This window comes from Streptomyces sp. NPDC058239, assembly GCF_042882185.1.
GTDB lineage: Bacteria > Actinomycetota > Actinomycetes > Streptomycetales > Streptomycetaceae > Streptomyces.
Genome location: NZ_JBHVWS010000006.1, coordinates 211,939 through 232,625, shown reverse-complemented (window position 1 = coordinate 232,625; position 20,687 = coordinate 211,939). Strand labels below are relative to the sequence as shown.

Below are 20,687 nucleotides of genomic sequence, written 5' to 3'. Positions count from 1 at the left end.
CTTTGAGCAGCACGATCTGGTCGGTGGACGAGCACCTGGAAGACATTCTCGGCGCAGTGCGACCGCTCGAACCCATCGAGCTGCAACTGCACGACGCACAGGGCTGCGTCCTCGTCGAGGACGTCATCGTGCAGATCGCTCTGCCGCCCTTCGACAACAGCTCGATGGACGGGTACGCGGTCCGGGTGGCCGATGTCGAGGGCGCCGACGAGGAGTTCCCCGCGGTGCTCACCGTCATCGGTGACATCGCGGCGGGCAGCGACGGGCTGCCCGGCGACCGGAGAGTCGGCCCGGGCGAGGCCGCCCGCATCATGACCGGCGCCCCGCTGCCGGCCGGCGCAGAGGCCGTGATCCCGGTCGAGTGGACCGACGGCGGTACGGGCGGCGGCCCCGTCGACGCGATGCGCGCCCACCGCGCCGCCCCCGAGGGCGCGGGCGGCGAGGTCCGTGTGCACCGCCCCGTCGAGGCCCGCGCCCATGTCAGGGCCCGCGGCAGCGACGTCAAGCCGGGCGATCTGGCCCTGCGCGCCGGATCGGTGATCGGTCCGCCGCAGATCGGGCTGCTCGCCGCGATCGGCCGCTCGACGGTGAAGGTACGGCCCCGGCCGCGCGTCGTCGTCATCTCGACCGGCAGCGAACTGGTGCAGCCCGGCGAGGAGCTGACCGGCGGCCGGATCTACGACTCGAACAGCTTCGCGCTCACGGCCGCCGCCCGGGACGCCGGAGCGATCGCCTACCGGGTCGGCGCCGTCACCGACGACGCCGACACGCTCCGCGCCACGATCGAGGACCAGCTGATCCGCGCCGACATCGTCGTCACCACCGGGGGCGTCAGCGTCGGCGCGTACGACGTCGTCAAGGAAGCCCTTTCGTCGGTGGGTGACGAGGACGAGCCCGGCAGCGGCATCGACTTCCGCAAGGTCGCCATGCAGCCGGGCAAGCCGCAGGGCTTCGGCTCGATCGGACCGGAACACACGCCGCTGCTGGCGCTCCCGGGCAACCCCGTCTCGTCGTACGTCTCCTTCGAGCTGTTCGTACGCCCGGCGATTCGCGCCCTGATGGGGCTCCAGGACGTGAACCGCCCCACCGTCAGGGCCGAGCTCAACACCGACAAGGCGCTCACCTCGCCGTCCGGCAGGCGCCAGTTCCTGCGCGGTACGTACGACGCGGAGGCAGGCACCGTCACCCCCGTCGGCGGCTCCGGATCGCATCTGATCGCCGCTCTCGCCCAGGCGGATGCGCTGATCGTGCTGCCCGAGGACGTCACCTCCGCCGAGCCCGGCACGGACACCGAGGTGATCCTGCTCCGCTGATCCCCGGGCGGTGGCGGTACGGTATCTGCCGCTGTGCCTTCCCGGGGACACCCCCGGGCCCCCGGCCCGCACTCCGGTGCGGGCCGAGCGGGCAACCGGCGCCCTACCGCGAGGCGGAGTTAGTTGAGTACGCAGAACAGGCTGACGCACATCGACGAGGCGGGCGCGGCCCGTATGGTCGACGTCTCGGAGAAGGACGTCACCGCGCGGGTGGCCCGCGCGAGCGGCCGGGTCCTCGTCTCGCCGCGCGTCGTCGAGCTGCTCCGCGGCGAAGGAGTCCCCAAGGGCGACGCCCTCGCCACCGCCCGTGTCGCCGGGATCATGGGTGCCAAACGCACCCCCGACCTGATCCCGCTCTGCCACCCGCTCGCCGTCTCCGGCGTCGAGGTCGGCCTGCGCGTCGCCGACGACGCGGTGGAGATCACCGCCACGGTGAAGACCACCGACCGCACCGGCGTCGAGATGGAGGCCCTGACCGCCGTCTCGGTCGCCGCGCTCACCGTGATCGACATGATCAAGGCGGTCGACAAGGCGGCAGTCATCACGGACGTACGGGTCGAGTCGAAGTCGGGCGGCAAGTCCGGCGAGTACCGGCGCACCGCACCGGACGGAGCGGCCACATGACCGCGCCCGGAACCGGGCAGTCCGGCGAGGACCGGCCACCCGAGGCTCCGCTCGGCGGCGCGCCGACCGCCACGTACTCCGCTCTCGTCGTCACCGCCTCCAACCGTGCCTCGGCCGGTGTCTACGCCGACAAGGGCGGACCGCTCATCGCAGAGGCGCTCACCGGCCTGGGCTTCGCCACCGACGGGCCGCAGGTCGTGCCCGACGGCGACCCGGTCGAACAGGCGCTGCGCGACGGGGTGACCGCCGGGTACGACGTCATCATCACAACCGGCGGGACGGGCATCTCGCCCACCGACCGCACCCCCGACGCCACCCGCCGCGTCCTCGACCACGAGATCCCCGGCATCGCCGAGGCGATCCGCGCCGAGGGCCGCGACAAGGTGCCCACCGCGGCGCTCTCCCGTGGCCTCGCGGGCATCGCCGGCCGCACACTCATCGTGAACCTGCCGGGCTCCACCGGCGGGGTGCGCGACGGCCTCGCCGTCCTCGCACGTCTCCTGTTGCACGCCGTCGACCAGCTTCGCGGCGGCGATCACCCCCGACCCGGGAGCCCGAGCTGAACGTCCCGACCTGGCCGGTGGTCCTCAACGACGGCGAGATCACCCTCCGTCCGGTAAAGATGCGCGACCAGCGCATGTGGCGCGAGGTCAACCGGCGCAACCGTGACTGGCTGCGTCCCTGGGAGGCGACCGTGCCGCCGCCCGCCCCGGGCGGCCCGGTGGCCCAGCGCCCCACCTACCGCCAGATGGTCCGTCATCTGCGCTCCGAGGCCGCCGCGGGCCGGATGCTGCCCTTCGCCATCGAGTACGAGGGCCGTCTGGTCGGTCAGCTGACGGTCGCCGGGATCACCTGGGGCTCGATGTGCTCGGGTCACATCGGCTACTGGGTCGACCAGGACGTGGCGGGCCGCGGTGTGATGCCGACCGCGGTGGCCCTCGCTGTCGATCACTGCTTCCGCAGGGTCGGACTGCACCGCATCGAGGTGTGCATTCGGCCGGAGAACGGGCCCAGCAGAAGGGTCGTCGAGAAACTGGGATTCCGTGAGGAAGGTCTGCGTCCGCGCTATCTCCACATCGACGGCGCCTGGCGGGACCATCTCATCTATGCGCTCACCGCGGAGGAAGTACCCGACGGGCTGCTCCGGCGCTGGCACCAGGCACGACCCGGAACGCCACGGGAAATAAAATAAGTGTTCGATATTGATCGGCATGTGACCGCAATCGAGCGCGCAAACACCCACTGGTGATCTGAACAATCACAAAAAAAGTCCTTGATATCAGCCGGATCGTGCGACACACCGGGCCAATTGGCGGATGCCTCCGCGCAAACCCCTCTACGGTGTGAGACGTGAGCAGCAGCGGCCTCATCTATGCAGTCATCGTCGGGGCCTGGGCCGCCTACTTGGTGCCGATGTGGCTCCGCAGGCAGGACGAGCTCAATGAAGCCCGTCCGACGGAACGCTTCAGCACTGCCATCCGGCTGCTGTCCGGACGGGCGGCCATGGAGCGCCGGTATGCCAAGGAGCTGCGGGAGCGCACCACCGAGGAGGCGGGGCCCGACGCCGACCCGGACGTCGTCACGGACCGAATGGATTCCGTGGATGTCCGGGCCTTCGCCGCGCCTCCGGCGCATACCGAAGCCCGGGTGTACGACCCGGCGCGCACGCCCGGGCGCCCGGACCGGGAACGCCCCGGACCCGGTCCCGCGCGGCGTGTGCGTCCGCGCACCGGCGGGACGGACGCCGAGCGCGTCCGGCGTGCCCAGCGACTCCAGGTCCTCGCGCGCCGCCGGCGTACCACCGTCGTCCTCTTCCTCGCCTTCACCCTCGGCGCGGTCGTCGCGGCGGTCGGCGGCCTCGGCTTCCTCTGGGCACCCGCGGTTCCGGCGGTGCTGCTGAGCACGTACATCGTGCATCTGCGCGCCCAGGAGCGACGCCGGTTCGCCTTCACCATGGACCGGCGCCGGGCCGAAGTGGCGGCGCAGCATCTGCGCGAAAGCCGTCCCCGCAGGCACCAGCCGGCCTCGGCGGCCCCCGCCGAGGCCGACGAGGAGCCCGAAGCGCGCCGCCCCGAGCCCGAGCCCGCACCGGCGGTCTCCCCGCAGGAGGCCGGCCGCCGCGCCCTGGTCGAGCAGACGGACCACGCGGAATGGGTCGACCAGCAGCGCGAACGCGGCCGGGTCCAGGGCGACAGCTGGGAGCCGGTCCCGGTCCCCCTGCCGACGTACGTCACCGCGCCGGTCGCCCCGCGCGCCACGGGCGGCGTCGAGGTCGGCAACCCGGAGACCTGGAGCGCGGCCCGCTCCAGTACTGCCGAGCCCACCCAGACGGGCACCTCGCACCCCGTGGCACCCCCCGTCGACCCGGCGCCGCGCCAGCGCACCAACCAGTCCCGCCGCACCCGCGACCGCGGCCGGACCCCGCTCTTCGACCAGTACGAGGACGGGGAACGCCCCCGTGCCGCCAACGAGTGAGCCTCTCCGGGCCCCGCTGCGACACCGACTCGGCTGACCAGCACGGACCGGATTTCCGAGCACCCCCGCAGGGGTGCTAAAGTTTCACTCGTTGCAAGGGCCTGTGGCGCAGTCTGGTAGCGCACCTCGTTCGCATCGAGGGGGTCTGGGGTTCAAATCCCCACAGGTCCACCGCACACACAAGATCCCGTCCGATCGAAAGATCGGGCGGGATCTTGTCGTTCCGGGCCTGCCTTCCGCGACAGGCCCATGTGGGGAAGAGGCATCACGGACCGTCAACGACGGCGAGCGGCCCACAGCCAGGCGACATCGATCACCGCGATCGCGCCCCAGATCCAGCAGATGGCGGCAACGCCGGGTGGTGCGAGCGCCGTTGCGAGGGCGCCGAGTGCGACCGTGCCCAGCACCACCCGGGCGCCGCGACCCGCGGCCAGGGAGTCGCGCAGCGGTCCTGGTTCCGTCAGCCGGTCGGACAGGTAGGCATCGAACGCCTCCGCGACCTGGTCGTCGATCTCGTCCCGCAGCCGGGCGTCCAGTGAGTCAGACATGGGTGCCCGCCAGGGGTGCTCCCGCTGTCGCCCGGAAGGGTGTCGTCCCGGCTGTCGGCGACAGTCTTCCCGTCAGGTCTCTGCGCATCTCCGCCCCCGCGATTCCCGGCGCCCGGTGGCGCCTTCCGGACCAAAATAGCGATTGCAGAGATGTTCTGCAAACATTCTCTGCAATGATTGCAGAGAACCTCTGCACTAAGCTGGTGGCCATGGTCGAGCGTCCCGAGACGAGAGTGCTCACCGGTCCGGACCTCAAGGCCTTCTACAAGGCGCTGTCCAACCCGGTGCGCCGCGACATCCTGAGTTATCTCGGCGAACACGGCGAAGCGAACTCCACCAGCGTCGCCAAGGCCCTCGGCGAGTCCACCGGTACCACCAGCTATCACCTGCGCAAGCTCGCCGACCTCAAGCTGATCGCGGAGATCGAGGAGCGTTCCACCGGGCGGGAGCGCTGGTGGAAGTCGCTCATGACGAACATCTTCACGCCGCCCGGCCTGGAGATGACGGCGGACGAACGCGAGGCCGCCGTGAAGATCGGCGCGCTCAAGATGACTCATGACCTGAGCCTGGTCGTGCGGGCGTACGCCGGGTACGACGCCTCGGAGGGCTGGAACCAGATCTACCGCGCCGGGCTGCGGATGACGAAGGAACAGGTCGCCGCGTTCACCGAGGAGTACCAGGCGCTGCTGCACAAGTACGCGAGCGAGCCCGGTGAACACCCGCCGGGCGCACGCCAGATGGCCGTACGCCTGGTGGTGCTGCCCGACGACGGCCGCGGCGCCGCGTCACTGGCCGACGATTTGTGAGGGCGCGGACCGCCGCGCGAGGCCGCGGAGCGGTCGTCGGCAGTTCCCCGGCGCCCGGGACAGGACGGTGCAGGCGGGGCCAACTACGCTGGCACTGCTTGCCCGTTCCGTGGGTCCTGCCGGGGGTGCTCCCATGTCGGGCCGGGTTCTCAGCTGCTCGTGATTTCCCCGTACGGAGGAGTGTCCTGTGCCGGCCGGAATACCCAAGTCCCAGATCGACACCAGCAAGCCCCACCCCGCGCGCGTCTACGACTGGCTGCTGGGCGGCAAGGACAACTATCCGGTCGACCAACAGGTGGGGGAGAAGCTGCCCGAGGAGGCGCGGGGCAACGCGGCGCGGAACCGGGCCTTCATGCACCGGGCCTCCGCCTGGCTGGCGCTGGGCGGGATCGACCAGTTCCTCGACATCGGCACCGGAATCCCCACGGCGCCCAATCTGCACCAGGTCGTCCAGGCCATCGCACCGACCGCCCGGATCGTCTACGCGGACAACGACCCGATAGTCCTGAGCCACGCGGAAGCATTGCTGATAAGCAGCCCACAGGGTGTCACCGACTACATCCACGCGGATGTACGGCAGCCGAGGGCGATCCTCGAACACGCCCGTGAGCTGCTGGACTTCAGCAGGCCCATCGCGCTGTCCCTGATCGCCCTGATGCACTTCCTGCCCGACGACCAGGACCCGTACGGCATCACCCGCACCCTGGTCGACGCCCTGCCCCCGGGCAGCTTCCTGGTGCTCTCGCACGGCACGGCCGACCAGCATCCCGAGCTCCGGCAGGAGACCGAGACCGCGTACAGGAAGGGGGCGATCCCGCTGCGGATGCGTACCCGAAGCGAGGTCGAGCCCTTCTTCGACGGCCTTGACCTCATCGAGCCCGGGCTGGTGTTCGCCACGGAGTGGTACCAGGAGGAGCCCGCACCGGTGCGGGAACGCAGCGGCTTCTACGTGGGTGTCGGGCGGGTGCGCCGAGCCGGGGGGAGTGACGTCCGGGACCGATGAGTCCGGGGCGGTGCGGCAGTCCTGCTTCTGAGCGCACCAGCGAGAGGGTGGACCGATGAGCAATCTGCGCGATCTCCTGGAGAAGCATGTCGGCGGCGGGGCGGCGCCGGGAGCCGTGGGCCTGGTCGCCCATGGTGACCGGGTCGAGGTGACGGCGGTCGGCTGTGCCGATGCGGACGGCACGGCCCCGATGGCCAGGGACTCGATCTTCCGCATCGCATCCATCACCAAGCCCGTCATCGCCGCGGCCGTCATGATGCTGGTCGAGGACGGCCGGATCGCGCTGGACGACCCGGTCGGGCAGTGGCTGCCGGAACTGGCGGCACCGAAGGTGGTCCGCACCCCGGCCTCCCCGGTCGACGACGTGGTACCGGCTGTCAGGGCGATCACGGTGGCCGATCTGCTCACCTTCCGGGCCGGGTGCGGATTCCCGTCCGACTTCTCGCTGCCGGTGGTCGGACTGCTGTTCAGCGAGCTGAAGCAAGGACCGCCGCAGCCCCGGCTCATCGAGGCGCCGGACGTGTGGATGGCCACCTTGTCCCGCATTCCGCTGCTGCACCAGCCGGGCGAGGCCTGGCTGTACAACACCTGCTCCGACATCCTGGGCGTGCTGATCGCCAGGGTCTCGGGCCGGCCGTTGCCCGAGTTCCTGGCCGAGCGACTGTTCGCGCCGCTGGGCATGGCCGACACCGGTTTCGCGGTACCGGCCGACAAGATCGACCGATTCACCAGCTACTACCGGACCGACCCGGAGGGCGGCGGTCTCCAACTGGTCGACGCGCCCGACGGGCAGTGGAGCAGCGTGCCGGCGTTTCCGTCCGGTGCCGGCGGACTGGTCTCGACCGTGGACGACTGGTACTCCTTCGCCCGGATGCTGCTCGCCGAGGGCAGTGCCGACGGACGCGGGCTGCTGTCGGCCGAGTCGGTGCGGCAGATGACCACCGACCATCTGACGCAGGCGCAGCGCGACGACAGCACGCTGTTCCTGGAGGGGCAGGGCTGGGGCTTCGGCGGCTCGGTCGATGTCGAGGCCATCGATCCCTGGAACGTACCGGGACGCTACGGCTGGGTGGGCGGCACCGGAACGACGGCGCACCTCATTCCGTCCACCGGCACCGTCGCCGTCCTGCTCACGCAGCTGGAAATGGCCGGACCGACCCCGCCCGCGGTCATGCGGGAGTTCTGGCGGTACGCGGCCGAGGCCTGAGGCCCGGGGCGGTGAGATCTGCTACTGCAGCGGCTTCGCGAAGCAGATGCTGTTCTCGTACGTGCGGTAGTGGCCGAATTTCTCGCATGAGGTGTAACCGCTGGTCGTGTACAGCGCGATCGCCTCGGGCTGCTTGTCCCCGGTCTCCAGCACCATGCGACTACGGCCCGCCGCCCGCGCGTCGGCCTCCAGGGCGGCCAGGATGCGGCGCGCCAGCCCGTTGCCGCGGCCCTCGGGTATCACGAACATCCGCTTGATCTCGGCGTCTCCGTCGGAGTAGCCCTCGTCGTTCTGCTCCTGCGAGCGCCAGCCGCCGGTGGCGACCGGGCGGTCCTGCGCATCGTAGGCGAGGAGATACAGACCGTTCGGTGGCTCGAACATCGACGCGTCGAGCGGTGTGACATCGCCCTCGTCGCCGTATCGCTCGGCGTATTCGAGCTGCACCTGGTCGTTGAGTTTGACGGCATCGGCGTGATCGAAGGGCCGAGGGTGGATATTCATGCGGAATATAGTACATGTATGCGTAACTGGTTGTCGGTATCGTGCCGTAATGCTCACTGTGACCAGCGTCAATGTGAATGGGCTCCGTGCCGCCGCCAAGAAGGGCTTCGTCGAGTGGCTGGCCCGGACCGAAGCCGATGTGATCTGCCTGCAGGAGGTGCGGGCCGAGCCGCACCAACTGCCCGACGAGGTGCGCGACCCCGAGGGCTGGCACACCGTGCATGCGCCGGCCGCCGCCAAGGGGCGGGCCGGTGTCTCCCTCTACTCGCGGCGGGCGCCCGAGCGCGTGCAGATCGGGTTCGGCGGCTTCGGGGGCGCCGGGAGCGAGGAGTTCGACGCGAGCGGTCGCTACATCGAGGTCGACCTGCCCGGTGTCACGGTCGCGAGCCTGTATCTGCCCTCCGGCGAGGTCGGCACGGAGAAGCAGGACGAGAAGGAACGGTTCATGGCCGCGTTCCTCCCGTATCTGAAGGGTCTCAGGAAGCGGGCGGCGGCCGACGGCCGTGAGGTCGTGGTGTGCGGTGACTGGAACATCGCCCACCAGGAGGCCGACCTGAAGAACTGGAAGGGCAACAAGAAGAACTCCGGCTTCCTCCCCGAGGAGCGGGAGTGGCTGACCCGGGTCTTCGACGAGGCCGAGTACGTCGATGTCGTACGGGCGCTGCACCCGGAGGAGGAGGGGCCGTACTCGTGGTGGTCCTACCGCGGGCGGGCCTTCGACAACGACACGGGATGGCGGATCGACTATCAGGTGGCGACGCCGGGGCTGGCCGGGCGTGCGGTGAAGGGCTGGGTCGAGCGGGCCGCGACGCACGGCGAGCGGTGGAGCGATCATGCGCCGGTGACGGTGGTCTTCGACCTGTAGGGCGTGCGGGGGCGCGCTGATCGGGGCCCCTTCGCCGGGCGTGTTCAGGGGGGCGGGGCGGGTGGCAGGGTCCTTGGCCCGTCCTGTCAGGAGGCGGGTCCCCGCGGCGGGCGGCCGGTGTTCTCGCGGCGCAGGCGGCGGTCCAGGGCCATGGAGAGCTCGGCGTCCACCACCGCACGGGCCAGTGGGCGCAGTTGGGGCGGTTCCATTACGTCGCTGTGGGCTTCGAGGGCGCCCGCGAAGAGTTCGGCGAGCGCGTCCGCGTGCTCGCGGACCCGGCGGCCGGCCGAGAGCACCGTGGCGAGCGGCACCCCTTCCCGCACCAGCTCCGCCGACACCTCCAGGAGGCGTCGGCTGATGTGGACGATCTCGTCGCCGTCGGTGGCCAGATAACCCAGGTCGAGGGCAGCGGCCAGATTCTCCGGGGTGACCTCGCCCTCGAAGTAGTCCGCGAGTTGTTCGGGGGTGAGGCGGATCGGGGTTTCCTCGGTCGGTTCGCCCAGGCCCAGCACCTCGGCGACATCGCGGCCGCTCTCGAAGGTGCGGGCGAGATCGGCGATGCCGGTGAGGGTGTGGCCGCGCTCCAGCAGGCCCGCGATGGTGCGCAGGCGGGCCAGGTGGTGGTCGTCGTACCAGGCGATGCGCCCCTCGCGGCGGGGTGGCGAGATCAGGCCGCGCTCCCGGTAGAAGCGCACGGTCCGCACGGGGATGCCGGCCTCCCTGGCCAGCTCTTCCATCCGGTATTCACGGTGCTCGCGTCCTTCAGCCACACCCGCACCCTATGTTGTACCGCCGGTAACTTTCCCTTGTCGCACCCCTACCCATCGGTACGGAGCTGTTCTACCCTCCCAACAATGCCAGTGATTGCTGGCAGAGTCGTGTGACGTACCGCGGGAGGCGGCAGCATGGCCCAGCACGAGCACGTACGAGTGGCGGTGATCGGATCCGGATTCGGGGGCCTCGGGGCCGCGGTCCGGCTGCGCCGCGAAGGCATCACGGACTTCGTCGTCCTGGAACGGGCCGACTCCGTCGGCGGCACCTGGCGTGACAACAGCTATCCGGGCTGCGCCTGCGACGTACCGTCCCACCTCTACTCGTTCTCGTTCGCCCCCAACCCCGAGTGGCCGCGCACCTTTTCCGGGCAGGAGCACATCCGTGCCTACCTGGAGCATGTCGCGGACACCTTCGGGCTGCGCCCGCACATCAGGCTGGGCCATGAAGTGACGATGATGCGTTGGGAGCGCGACGAGCTCCACTGGGTCATCGAGACCGCGGGCGGGGCCATGTTCACCGCCGATGTCGTCGTCTCCGCGACCGGTCCGCTCTCCGACCCGAAGATGCCGGACATACCCGGGCTCGACGGCTTCCCCGGCAAGGTCTTCCACTCGGCCCGCTGGGACCACGACTACGACCTGACCGGCAAGCGCGTCGCGATGATCGGCACCGGAGCCTCCGCCATCCAGATCGTGCCCTCGATCCAGCCGAAGGCCGCCAGGCTGACGCTCTTCCAGCGGACCCCGCCGTGGGTCATGCCGCGCATGGACCGCAGGATCAGCGGCGCCGAGCGCTGGCTGCACCGCACGCTCCCCTTCACCGGCACCGCGCGCCGCGGACTGCTCTGGGGCATACGGGAGTTGCAGGTCAGCGCCTTCACCAAGCGCCCGAACGAGCTGGGCCTGGTCGAGACGATAGCCAAGTCCAACATGGCGCGGTCCATCAAGGACCCGGCGCTGCGGGCCAAGCTGACCCCCTCGTACCGCATCGGCTGCAAGCGCATCCTGCTCTCCAGCGCCTACTACCCGGCGCTCGCCCGGCCCAATGTGGAGGTGGTCGCCTCCGGTCTGGCCGAGGTGCGCGGCTCCACGGTCGTCGCCTCCGACGGCACGGAGACCGAGGTCGACGCGATCATCTTCGGCACCGGCTTCCATGTGACCGACATGCCGATCGCCGACAGGGTGGTGGGCGCGGAAGGCATCACGCTCGCAGAATCCTGGAAGGACGGCATGCAGGCGCTGCGCGGTGCGAGCGTGACCGGCTTTCCCAACTGGATGACGATCATCGGCCCCAACACGGGGCTCGGGAACTCCTCGATGATCCTCGTGATCGAGTCCCAGCTGAACTACATGGCCGACTATCTGCGCCAGCTGAACGTACTGGGCGGCCGTGTCGCACTCGACGCGCGGCCCTCGGCGGTCGGGGCCTGGAACCGCCGCGTGCAGGAGCGGATGAAGCGCACCGTGTGGAACACCGGTGGCTGCACCAGTTGGTACCTGGACGCCAACGGTCGCAACACGACGGCCTGGCCGGGCACCACTTCCGAGCTCCGCAAGGTGACGCGGTCGGTCGACCTCGCGGAGTACGAGGTCGTCCGGGTACCGAAGCAGGCCGCTGCCCCCGAGCGGTCCGTCGTCGAGGAGATCGTGGGATGAGCCGGCTGCTGCGGCGCGACGACGCCCCGCCGGTCCCCGCGCGCGAGCTGACCGCGATCTCCGCCGACGGCGCCCGGATCCATGTCGAGGTGCACGGGCAGGACGGCGCCCCCGCGGTGGTCCTGTCGCACGGCTGGACCTGCAACACCCACTTCTGGGCCGCGCAGATCCGGGACCTTGCGGTGGACCACCAGGTCGTCGTCTACGACCAGCGGGGCCACGGCCGTTCGCCCGCGGTCGGCCGCGACGGGTACAGCGCGAACGCCCTCGCCGACGACCTCGAAGCGGTGCTGGCCGTCGCCCTCGAACCGGGCGAGCGGGCCGTGCTCGCCGGGCACTCCATGGGCGGGATGACGATGATGGCCGCCTCGCGGCGGCCCGGGCTGCGTGAGCACGCGGCCGCCGTACTGCTGTGCAGCACAGGCAGTTCGCGGCTGATCGCCGAGTCGCTGGTGGTGCCGTTGCGGGCCGGGGCCGTCCGTACCCGGATGACCCGCGCGATTCTCGGGGCGCGTGCCCCGCTCGGGCCGGTCACGCCGGTCTCCAGGCGGATGCTCAAGTACGCCACGATGGGAGCGGGTTCGGCACCCGAAAGGGTCGAGATCTGCGCCAGGATCGTGCACGCGTGCCCGCGGGCGGCCAGAGTCGCCTGGGGGCATGTCCTCGCGGAGCTCGATCTCGACGCGGGGGTACGGGAGTTGCGGGTGCCCACGGCGGTGATCGCGGGTACGGAGGACCGGCTGACGCCGCTCGTGCACGCCCGTGCCATCGCGGCGGCGCTGCCTGACTGCCTGGGGCTCACCGAGCTGGCGGGCATGGGCCACATGACACCGGTGGAGGCGCCGGAGGCGGTCACCGAGAAGATCCGGGAGCTCGTCACCGCGTACGTCCCGGCAGGCGGCGCGGACAGCGTGGACGGTACGGCCGAGAAGGAGGATGTCGCATGAGCGACAGGCGGAGTCTCGAAGGACAGGTCGTCGTCGTCACGGGCGCGGCGCGTGGCGTGGGCGAACTGCTGGCGCGCAAGCTCTCGGCGCGCGGCGCCAAGCTGGCGCTGGTCGGCCTGGAACCGGACGAGCTGAAGAAGGTCTCCGAGCGGCTGCATTCGGAGAGCGACCACTGGTTCGCGGATGTCACCGACCACGAGGCGATGGCGCGCGTCGCCGGGCAGGTCAAGGAGCGGTTCGGGAAGGTCGACGTCGTCGTCGCCAACGCCGGAGTCGCGTCGGGCGGTCCGTTCGTCGACTCGGACCCGGAGGCGTGGCGTCGGGTCATCGAGGTCAATCTGATCGGCGGCGCGGTGACGGGGCGGGCGTTCCTGCCGGTGCTCATGGAGAGCCGCGGGTACTTCCTGCAGATCGCCTCGCTCGCCGCGATGACGCCGGCGCCGATGATGACCGCGTACTGCGCGTCCAAGTCGGGGGTCGAGGCGTTCGCGCACAGCCTGCGGGCCGAGGTCGGCTACCGCGGCGTGAAGGTCGGGGTCGGCTATCTGTCCTGGACCGACACGGACATGGTGCGGGGCGCCGACCAGGACGACGTGATGCGGGAACTGCGGCAGCGGCTGCCCTGGCCGTCGAACCGTACGTACCCGCTGGGCCCGGCGGTCGACCGGATCGTGGCCGGTATCGAGCGGCGGTCGGCACATGTGTACGCGCAGTGGTGGCTGCGTGGGATGCAGTCCGTGCGGGGCTACCTCCCTGCGGTGATCGGTGTCGTCGGACAGCGCGAGATGCGGCGGTTCGGGGCGCGGCTGGAGGGCGTGAGCAAGGGACTCGTGGGCGCCGGAGGCGCGGCTGACCAGGACGCGCGGGCGGTGCGTACGCAGAGTAAGTGATCGAAATGCGATGAATGTCCGGGCGTGTCACTCTGGTTGAGGCCGCTACAGGCCGTTCCCCACGCACCACTAGGAGTGAACAGCATGGGTATTGCAGACCAGTTCAAGGACAAGGCGCAGGAGCTCGCCGACCAGGCGAAGCGCAACCAGAGCGAGGGCCGCGAGGGCCGCGAGGGCCACGAGGGCCGCGAGGGCCGCGAGGGCCGCGGCGAGGCTCGGAACCAGGGTCGGGAGCGGGCGCAGGGCGCGTCCGGGCGGGCCTCGACGACGTCGCAGCAGGGCCGTAACAAGGCCCAGTCGACGACGCGCGACGTCCGCGAGAAGTTCGACCGCTGACGCGTTTCGCGACTCTGCGCGTTGTCTGTGAGGGGCGTGCCCGGGTCTCCGGGCGCGCCCCTTTCGCGTGGCGCGGATCAGGCCTTCCGGACTCGGGGTGCCCGCCGCGAATCGCGGGGCGGGCGCGTCGGATTGCTGGACGGTCTGCCCGTGGGCGCCCGCGACATGGTCTGCCGCTGGGCGCCGGAACCGAAGACCGGATGTTCGGTGCCACCGCTTCTCGCCCCGGTACTTCCGGCACCACGCGCGGACACCGGCCCGTGCGGGCCTGTTGCGGAACGTGCGACATCCCCGGGACCTGACGTAGCACTGTGCCGTACGACAGGTTGCGTGACGCGGTGCGGGGCACGGGCAGGCCGGTCCATGCAGACGACCGGGTGTCAGCTTCCGGTCGTCTGCACCAGGTCGCTCGGGTCGGTGTTCGCCCCGCACAGCACGACGGCGACTCGCTCGCCGCTGCCCGGCCGGTAGCCGAGGCTCGGTGCGCTCGGCCCGGTCGGGAGGTTTGGAACGGTGAGCGCGGCCAGTGCGGTGGCGGCAGCGTGCTCGACGGCCACGCGGTGGTGGTCCCACAACTCCTGTCGGGCACGGACGATTTCGCCGTCCGGTACGAGGACGGAGCGGACGTCGTCCCCGCGGGCGGCCTCCAGGGCCAGTGCGGTGGCGCGGCGGGCGCCGAGGGAGTCGATGGCGACCGAGTCGACGGGGACGTCGACCGGGCGACCGGCCTCGATGGCGGCGTTCAGCGCCCGGCAGTTCTCCGGCTCGACGGCGACCGTGCGGATTCCGTGGTGTCCGGCGGCGGTGGCGACGCCGGCGAACAGGCCGCCGCCGCCGGCCGAGACCACCACGGTGTCCAGGCCGGGGATTTGGGAGTGGATCTCCTCCAGCAGGGTGCCGGCCCCGGCGGCGATCAGCGGGTGGTCGTAGGCGTGGGCGGCGAGCGCGCCGGACGAGGCGGCGAACTCCGCACACGCTTCAAGGGCTGCGGCGTACTCCGCGCCGACGACCCGCACGTCCGCCCCGAGGTCGCGGAGCCGGGCCACCTTCACCGCCGGGGCGACGGTCGGCAGGAACACCGTGGCTCGCACGCCCTGCTGCTGGGCGGCCCACGCACAGGCCAGGCCGGCGTTGCCGCCGGAGGCGATGGTCACGCCGGCGCTCGGCAGGGTGCCTGCCTCGCGGTGGGCCTGGATGAAGTTCTGTGCGCCGCGCGCTTTGAAGGAGCCGGTGTGCTGCATGAACTCCAGCGCGAACCAGACCTCGCAGGGCTCCTCGGACCGGGCGTCGAGGAGGCCGCCCTGAGCTGCGCGGATCGTTCCCGGGTCGACGGGGGCGACGGTGACCGGGCGGATGTGTCCGGTGATCCGGTCAGTGGCGGCCTTGATGTCGTCGTACGTGAGCTGGTGCACGTCGTTGCTCCTGCCGAGAGAGGATCGCGGCCGGGTGACGAGCCGGCCGACGGAACGGTTCGGGCCTCCAAACCCGGCCAGTACACCATGGCCGCCGTCCCGTCGTCCCGGTCCCACGGACCCGCCGAACCTTCACGGCGGGCCGCGTCCCCCCAGGTCAGTCGGCTCGGGTGAAGAAGGACGGGGGTCTGCTGCGCACGGGCCGCCGGGTGCGGGTGTCGCAGGTCGTCCGGAAGCGGAGCGGCCACCGCTGGGCGGCCCGGCTCGTCAGTCGTCGTCGCCCATGAGGTCGAGGAGACGGGAGAGGACCTGGAGGCAGGCATCGACCTCGGCGCCGGTGAGGTCGCCCTCCGCCTGGCTCAGAATCGCGCGTTCACGGTCGATCACGGCCGTGATGGCCGACCGGCCCTGCTTGGTCAGCCGGTTGAGGGACGACCGCTTGTGGGCCGGATTGGGTGTGGACTCGACGAACCCCAGAGCCGTCGCGTCGTTGACCATGCGCTGCACGAACTGGCGGCTCAACGCCTGGGCCCGGCCCATCTCGGGAACGGTCATGGGCCCGTGCTCGCGCAGCAGACTCAGCACGGCCCGCACCCCCACCGACAACCCCTGGACGGACACGTCCTGCTCCACCTTGCGCTGGGTACGCCGGTACAGCGGCCCCACCAGGTCGAACACCTCGGTCAGCCGGTCGATCTGCTCTTCGGACGCGCGGTCCCGGTCTGTCTCGCTCACTCCACCATGATGACACCGCGGTTGTCATTCTGTCGCGAGGATGACACCTTGGTTGTCATGAATGATCTGTTCTGGCTCGACACCGGCACCGGCCGTCCCCTCGTCCTGCTGCACGGCGGCTTCCTGGATCACACGATGTGGGACGACCAGATCCCGTTCTTCGCTCCGCGGTACCGCGTCATCGCGCCGGACGCCCGCGGCCACGGACGGTCCGCCAATGCTGCCGCGCCGTTCCGGCACACCGATGATCTCGCTGCGCTGCTGCGCCACCTGGACACCGGTCCGGCGGTCCTGGCGGGCGTCTCCATGGGCGCCGCCGTCGCGGTCGACACCGCGCTGGAGCACCCGGACCTGGTCAGCGCCGTGGTCGTCTGCGGCGCCGGGACCAGTGAGCCCTACTTCACCGATCCCTGGACCACCGGCACCTGGGCCGCGTGGCAGGCCGCGATGGCCGCCGGTGACCTGGACGCCTCGGTCGAGGCGTTCACGCTCTTCGCCGCGGGCCCGCACCGCAGTCTCGACGACCTCGACCCCGAGGCCGTCGGCCGCCTGCGCGGGATGACGCGGGGCACGCTGTCCAAGCACACCCCTGACGAGCCCAACCGACTCGTTCCGATTCACGACACCTGGGAACGTGCCGTCGGGATCGATGTCCCCGTGCTGGCCGTCAACGGCGCCCTCGATTCACCGGATCACATCGGTATGGCCGAACGCCTCACCCGCACCGTCGTCGACGGCCGCGCGATGTCGATCGAGGGGACCGCCCACTACCCCAACGTGGAACGCCCGGACGTCTTCAACACGACCCTTGAGGACTTCCTCCGCACGGTGTGATCGCGCCGAGCCGGCGGCAATGGACGGGAAGGAGCAGGAGTCGCTTCAGAAGGGTATGACGGCCGGTCGTCCGGCCTCTGGTCGAGGGGCCGGGGCCGGGCAAAGGCTTGCGGCCCGCCATGTTTCCGGAACCGCCTGGACCGCCCGCGCGAAGAAGGGCGGGGGTCTGCTTCGCGCGGGCGGCCGGACGGCGGGTGCGCGGTGGACGGTACGCGCTCAGGACGGAGAAGACGCCAGAACCTGCACCCGGCACCTCCTTCACGATCGCAAGGCACCGCGTGATGAACCGCTGTGACAGTGCGTGAGACAGATCGCTCGTGCAGGTGTGGGGCTCGGAACAGGGAGCCCGTCCCGTCGTCCCCGACCGTTCGGCACGGGGGGCCGGTTACCGTGGCGGCAGGGGCGGACGCCGCCGGTCCGGGACCGACTCGTAGGTCGGAGGGACCGCCGCCGGATGCGCGTCCAGGAGGTCCAGCGCCACCCGCACCGCGTCGTCCAGCACCGCGTACCGGCCCTCGGCCCAGTCGAGCGGGGTGCGCAGGGCCTCCAGGTCCGGTTCGACGCCGTAGTTCTCGACCGACCAGCCGTACGTGTCGAACCAGGCCGCGTTCATCGGCACCGTGATCACCGTGCCGTCACCCAACCGGTGCCGGCCGGTCATGCCGACGACGCCGCCCCACGTCCGCTGGCCCACCACCGGGCCCAGTTTCAGCAGGCGGAACACGGCGGTGATCATGTCGCCGTCGGAGGACGTCGCCTCGTCGGCCAGGGCGACCACCGGGCCCCGGGGGGCGTTGGAGGCGTAACTGACCGGCTGGGCGTTGCGCGTCAGGTCCCAGCCGAGGATCGTGCGGGTGAGCTTCTCGACCACCAACTCGCTGATGTGGCCGCCCGCGTTGCCGCGTACGTCGACGATCAGGGCCGGGCGGGAGACCTCCATGCGCAGGTCCCGGTTGAACTGGGCCCAGCCCGAGCCGCCCATGTCGGGGATGTGCAGATACCCGCACTTGCCGCCGCTCAACTTCCTTACGACATCGCGGCGTTTGGCCACCCAGTCCTGGTAGCGCAGAGGCCGTTCGTCGACCAGAGGGACGATCGCGACCCGGCGGGAGTGGCCCCCGTTGCCGGGTGTCCGGAAAGTGAGTTCGACCGTGGTGCCGCCCGCTGCGGAGAGGAGGGGGTACGGGCCCGTCACCGGGTCGACCGGGCGGCCGTCGATATGGGTGAGGACCGCGCCCTCCCGGATGCCCGTACCGGCCAGCGGCGAACGGGCCTTGGAGTCGGAGGAGTCACCGGGCAGGATGCGCCGGATCGTCCAGTCGCCGTCCCGGCACAGCAGGTTCGCGCCGAGCAGCCCGATCGCCCGCTGGTAGTGCGGCGGGCCCTCGTTGCGGCGGGCCGGTGCCACATACGCGTGCGAGGTGCCCAGTTCGCCCAGGACCTCGCGCATCAGATCGGCGAACTCGTCGGGGGAGGCGACCCGTTCGACCAGCGGGCGGTACTGGTCGAGCACGCCGTCCCAGTCGATGCCGCACATGTCCGGTTCCCAGAAGTACGAGCGGATGATGCGGCCTCCCTCCCCGTACGCCTGCCGCCACTCCGCCCCCGGGTCGACCTCGTGCAGGATGCGGCGCAGGTCGATATAGACCGTCGAGTCGCTGTCGCCGATCTCGGTGGCGGGGACGGCGCGCAGCTCGCCCTCGTCCATGACGACCAGCCGCGTCGCGTCGCCGCTGACCGCGAACCAGTCCAGATGTCCGACGAGTTCGGTCTTCCTGGCCTTGGAGATGTTGAAGTGTTCGAGCGTGGGGCGGCCCGACATGTCCGCCGGGTTGGCGAACGTCTCGCCGAGCGCGCCCGAGATCGGCCAGCGCAGCCAGACGAGCCCGCCGCCGCTCACCGGATGAAGGGCCGAGTACTTCGACGCGGAGACCGGGAAGGGCGTCACCCGGTTCTCCAGTCCTTCGAACTCGACCGTGACCGTCGACGGCCCCTCGCCCGTACCGGTGTCGGGAACGTCGTCCGCCGGATCGAGACCGCCCGCCGCCGGGCGTCCCTCCGGAGACAGCGCGAACGGGGAGGGCGTGGCCGAGGAGAGCGGCACCAGATACGGGCGGCAGCCCAGCGGAAAGGAGAGGTCCCCGGTGTGCACGTCGTACACCGGGTCGAAACCGCGCCAGGAGAGGAAGGCGAGATAGCGCCCGTCGCCCGTGAAGACGGGATTCTCGTCCTCGAAGCGGCCGTTGGTGACATCGACGATCACCGGAGCGCCGGACCCCAGGATGCGCGCCAGTTTGATCTGGCGCAGCGAACGGCCGATCCCGGGGTGCGACCAGGCCAGCCAGGCGCCGTCCGGTGAGAACGCCATGTCGCGGACCGGGCCGTTGACGGAGCGGATCAGTTCGGTGGGTTCGCCGGTGGATTCCTCCTCGTCCGTGTCCAGGAGCAGCAGCCGCCCGTCGTTCGTGGCGATCGCCAGGCGCTCGCCGTCCGGGTCGGAGATCAGCTCCTGGACCCTGCCGACCTGCCCGGAGGCCAGCCGGCGCGGCTCGCGGTCGCCGCTGGCACGCGGCAGGTAGGCGATCTCGATCGCGTCCTCGCCGTCCGCGTCCGTGACGTAGGCGACCTGGCCGCCGCTGCCGAGCATCTCGGGCAGCCGGACCCGGACCCCCGGGGTGTCGGAGATCGTCCGGGCGGGGCCGTCGCGATGGGTGAGCCAGTACAGGCTGCCGCGTACGGAGACGGCGCTGGCCCGGCCCGTCTCGTCCACGGACAGCGAGTCGACATTGCTGGCGGCCGGTACCTGGTACGTACGCCGTCCGGCGCGCGGCCCGCCGAGCCGTACCTCCAGCTTCCGCGGCACCGCGTCCGGCGACTCCAGGTCGTCCACCAGCCACACATCGCCCGCGCACTGGTAGACGACCCGGCTGCCGTCGCTGGACGCGTGCCGGGCGTAGAAGGCGTCGTGATCCGTGTGGCGGCGCAGATCGCTGCCGTCGGGCAGGCAGGAGTACAGATTGCCGACGCCCTCGTGGTCGGAGAGGAACGCGATCCGGCCGCCGACGAACATGGGCGAGTCGAGGTGGCCGCCGATGCCCGGGAGCAGCCGCTTGCCGTGCAGCCACAGCCGCCCCATCGCGCCGCCCCGGTACCGCTTCCACGCGGCCGGCTCGTGCGGCGGCTTGCCGGTGAGCAGCAGGGTGCGCCGCTCGCCGTCGATTTCGGCGACCGCGATGTCGGAGACCGGCCCCCAGGGCAGCTTGCCGCCGGGGCCGCCGTCCGTGGAGACGGAGTAGGCCCAGGAGAAGTACGAGAACGGCTGATTGTGCGAGGACACGGCGAGGATCTGGGAGGCGTCCCCCGGATCGGGGGTCCAGCCGCAGACCCGGGCGTCCGTCGACCCCCAGTAGGTGAGCCGGCGGGCCGGGCCGCCCCCGACCGGCGCGAGATGGATCTCGGGGTCGAGGCTGCGCCAGGTCGTGTACGCGATACGGCTCCCGTCCGGGGAGAACCGTGGGTGGCTGACTCTGGTCCGGTCGACGGTCACCCGCCACGCGCGGCCGGGCCGCTGCCCCTCGGCAGCGAGGGGAGCGACCCAGAGGTCGTCCTCGGCCGCGAAGCAGAGCAGATCCTCGTGGAGGTGCGGGAAACGGAGATACGCGACGTCGTCACTCACCCTCCAATGCTTTCCGCGCTGGAGGGCCCCGGCAACTTGTGGTGCGGAACACAAGCGAAACGATTTCGTTTCGCTGGACGGGCGGA

20 protein-coding genes and 1 tRNA gene are annotated in these 20,687 nt (G+C 70.9%); 15 read left to right on the top strand and 6 right to left on the bottom strand.

The features are described from left to right. Nucleotides 1-2: 2 nt before the first annotated feature. The 6 genes from glp (at nt 3) to ACFVYE_RS11000 (ending at nt 4,583) form a co-directional block, all read left to right on the top strand. Nucleotides 3-1,313, top strand: coding sequence for a gephyrin-like molybdotransferase Glp (glp, locus tag ACFVYE_RS11025; RefSeq protein ID WP_383961596.1), 1,311 nt, complete (start codon nt 3-5; stop codon nt 1,311-1,313). 123 nt (nt 1,314-1,436) lie between these two features. After that, nucleotides 1,437-1,937 carry a cyclic pyranopterin monophosphate synthase MoaC gene (gene moaC / locus ACFVYE_RS11020; protein ID WP_383961599.1) on the top strand — a complete coding sequence of 167 codons (501 nt, stop codon included), beginning with the start codon at nt 1,437-1,439 and terminating at the stop codon, nt 1,935-1,937. Further along, the gene (locus ACFVYE_RS11015; RefSeq protein WP_383961602.1) at nt 1,934-2,500 is read left to right on the top strand and encodes a molybdenum cofactor biosynthesis protein B; all 567 of its coding nucleotides are present in this window, start codon (nt 1,934-1,936) and stop codon (nt 2,498-2,500) included. Before moaC ends, ACFVYE_RS11015 begins: the two co-directional genes overlap by 4 nt. 17 nt (nt 2,501-2,517) lie before the next feature. After that, nucleotides 2,518-3,129: a GNAT family N-acetyltransferase gene (locus ACFVYE_RS11010; RefSeq protein ID WP_383961604.1), complete on the top strand. Its 612-nt coding sequence runs from the start codon at nt 2,518-2,520 to the stop codon at nt 3,127-3,129. 158 nt (nt 3,130-3,287) lie between these two features. After that, nucleotides 3,288-4,412 carry a gephyrin-like molybdotransferase receptor GlpR gene (glpR, locus tag ACFVYE_RS11005; protein ID WP_383961607.1) on the top strand — a complete coding sequence of 375 codons (1,125 nt, stop codon included), beginning with the start codon at nt 3,288-3,290 and terminating at the stop codon, nt 4,410-4,412. Between the two features lie 97 nt (nt 4,413-4,509). Next, nucleotides 4,510-4,583 (top strand) — tRNA-Ala (locus ACFVYE_RS11000). Nucleotides 4,584-4,687: 104 nt separating this feature from the next. Here ACFVYE_RS11000 and ACFVYE_RS10995 read toward each other — a convergent pair. Then, entirely contained in the window at nt 4,688-4,960 is a 273-nt protein-coding gene (locus tag ACFVYE_RS10995; protein WP_383961610.1) for a hypothetical protein, read from the bottom strand. Nucleotides 4,961-5,169: 209 nt separating this feature from the next. On the opposite strand from ACFVYE_RS10995, the gene ACFVYE_RS10990 reads away from it, so the two are divergent. The 3 genes from ACFVYE_RS10990 to ACFVYE_RS10980 all read left to right on the top strand — a co-directional run bounded on the left by ACFVYE_RS10990 (nt 5,170) and on the right by ACFVYE_RS10980 (nt 7,976). Next, the gene (locus ACFVYE_RS10990) at nt 5,170-5,766 is read left to right on the top strand and encodes a helix-turn-helix domain-containing protein (RefSeq protein WP_383961613.1); all 597 of its coding nucleotides are present in this window, start codon (nt 5,170-5,172) and stop codon (nt 5,764-5,766) included. A gap of 187 nt (nt 5,767-5,953) precedes the next feature. Continuing rightward, the gene (locus ACFVYE_RS10985; protein WP_383961616.1) at nt 5,954-6,769 is read left to right on the top strand and encodes an SAM-dependent methyltransferase; all 816 of its coding nucleotides are present in this window, start codon (nt 5,954-5,956) and stop codon (nt 6,767-6,769) included. A gap of 55 nt (nt 6,770-6,824) precedes the next feature. Next, a complete protein-coding gene (locus ACFVYE_RS10980; RefSeq protein WP_389605090.1) occupies nt 6,825-7,976 on the top strand; it encodes a serine hydrolase domain-containing protein in 1,152 nt (383 codons plus the stop codon). Between the two features lie 21 nt (nt 7,977-7,997). On the opposite strand, the gene ACFVYE_RS10975 is transcribed toward ACFVYE_RS10980, so the two are convergent. Further along, entirely contained in the window at nt 7,998-8,477 is a 480-nt protein-coding gene (locus ACFVYE_RS10975) for a GNAT family N-acetyltransferase (RefSeq protein ID WP_383961622.1), read from the bottom strand. Between the two features lie 49 nt (nt 8,478-8,526). On the opposite strand from ACFVYE_RS10975, the gene ACFVYE_RS10970 reads away from it, so the two are divergent. Beyond that, entirely contained in the window at nt 8,527-9,342 is an 816-nt protein-coding gene (locus ACFVYE_RS10970) for an exodeoxyribonuclease III (protein WP_383961624.1), read from the top strand. Nucleotides 9,343-9,428: 86 nt separating this feature from the next. Here ACFVYE_RS10970 and ACFVYE_RS10965 read toward each other — a convergent pair whose 3' ends face one another. Further along, a complete protein-coding gene (locus ACFVYE_RS10965; RefSeq protein ID WP_383961708.1) occupies nt 9,429-10,079 on the bottom strand; it encodes a MerR family transcriptional regulator in 651 nt (216 codons plus the stop codon). Between the two features lie 168 nt (nt 10,080-10,247). Between ACFVYE_RS10965 and ACFVYE_RS10960 the strand changes: the two genes are divergently transcribed. From ACFVYE_RS10960 to ACFVYE_RS10945, 4 genes are all read left to right on the top strand, one after another. After that, nucleotides 10,248-11,771, top strand: coding sequence for a flavin-containing monooxygenase (locus ACFVYE_RS10960; protein WP_383961627.1), 1,524 nt, complete (start codon nt 10,248-10,250; stop codon nt 11,769-11,771). Beyond that, nucleotides 11,768-12,718: an alpha/beta fold hydrolase gene (locus ACFVYE_RS10955; RefSeq protein ID WP_383961630.1), complete on the top strand. Its 951-nt coding sequence runs from the start codon at nt 11,768-11,770 to the stop codon at nt 12,716-12,718. Before ACFVYE_RS10960 ends, ACFVYE_RS10955 begins: the two co-directional genes overlap by 4 nt. Then, on the top strand, nt 12,715-13,608 hold the full coding sequence (locus tag ACFVYE_RS10950; RefSeq protein ID WP_383961633.1) for an SDR family oxidoreductase: 894 nt from the start codon (nt 12,715-12,717) through the stop codon (nt 13,606-13,608). Before ACFVYE_RS10955 ends, ACFVYE_RS10950 begins: the two co-directional genes overlap by 4 nt. A gap of 84 nt (nt 13,609-13,692) precedes the next feature. Further along, nucleotides 13,693-13,944, top strand: a complete 252-nt coding sequence (locus tag ACFVYE_RS10945) for a hypothetical protein (protein WP_389605086.1) — start codon at nt 13,693-13,695, stop codon at nt 13,942-13,944. Between the two features lie 380 nt (nt 13,945-14,324). Here ACFVYE_RS10945 and ACFVYE_RS10940 read toward each other — a convergent pair whose 3' ends face one another. Both ACFVYE_RS10940 and ACFVYE_RS10935 read right to left on the bottom strand, forming a co-directional pair. Continuing rightward, on the bottom strand, nt 14,325-15,356 hold the full coding sequence (locus ACFVYE_RS10940; RefSeq protein ID WP_389605084.1) for a threonine/serine dehydratase: 1,032 nt from the start codon (nt 15,354-15,356) through the stop codon (nt 14,325-14,327). Nucleotides 15,357-15,623: 267 nt separating this feature from the next. Further along, nucleotides 15,624-16,091 carry a MarR family winged helix-turn-helix transcriptional regulator gene (locus ACFVYE_RS10935; protein WP_389605082.1) on the bottom strand — a complete coding sequence of 156 codons (468 nt, stop codon included), beginning with the start codon at nt 16,089-16,091 and terminating at the stop codon, nt 15,624-15,626. Nucleotides 16,092-16,148: 57 nt separating this feature from the next. On the opposite strand from ACFVYE_RS10935, the gene ACFVYE_RS10930 reads away from it, so the two are divergent. Further along, the gene (locus tag ACFVYE_RS10930; RefSeq protein WP_383961642.1) at nt 16,149-16,925 is read left to right on the top strand and encodes an alpha/beta fold hydrolase; all 777 of its coding nucleotides are present in this window, start codon (nt 16,149-16,151) and stop codon (nt 16,923-16,925) included. A gap of 385 nt (nt 16,926-17,310) precedes the next feature. On the opposite strand, the gene ACFVYE_RS10925 is transcribed toward ACFVYE_RS10930, so the two are convergent. Next, nucleotides 17,311-20,601 carry a S41 family peptidase gene (locus tag ACFVYE_RS10925; protein WP_389605080.1) on the bottom strand — a complete coding sequence of 1,097 codons (3,291 nt, stop codon included), beginning with the start codon at nt 20,599-20,601 and terminating at the stop codon, nt 17,311-17,313. Nucleotides 20,602-20,687 lie beyond the last annotated feature (86 nt).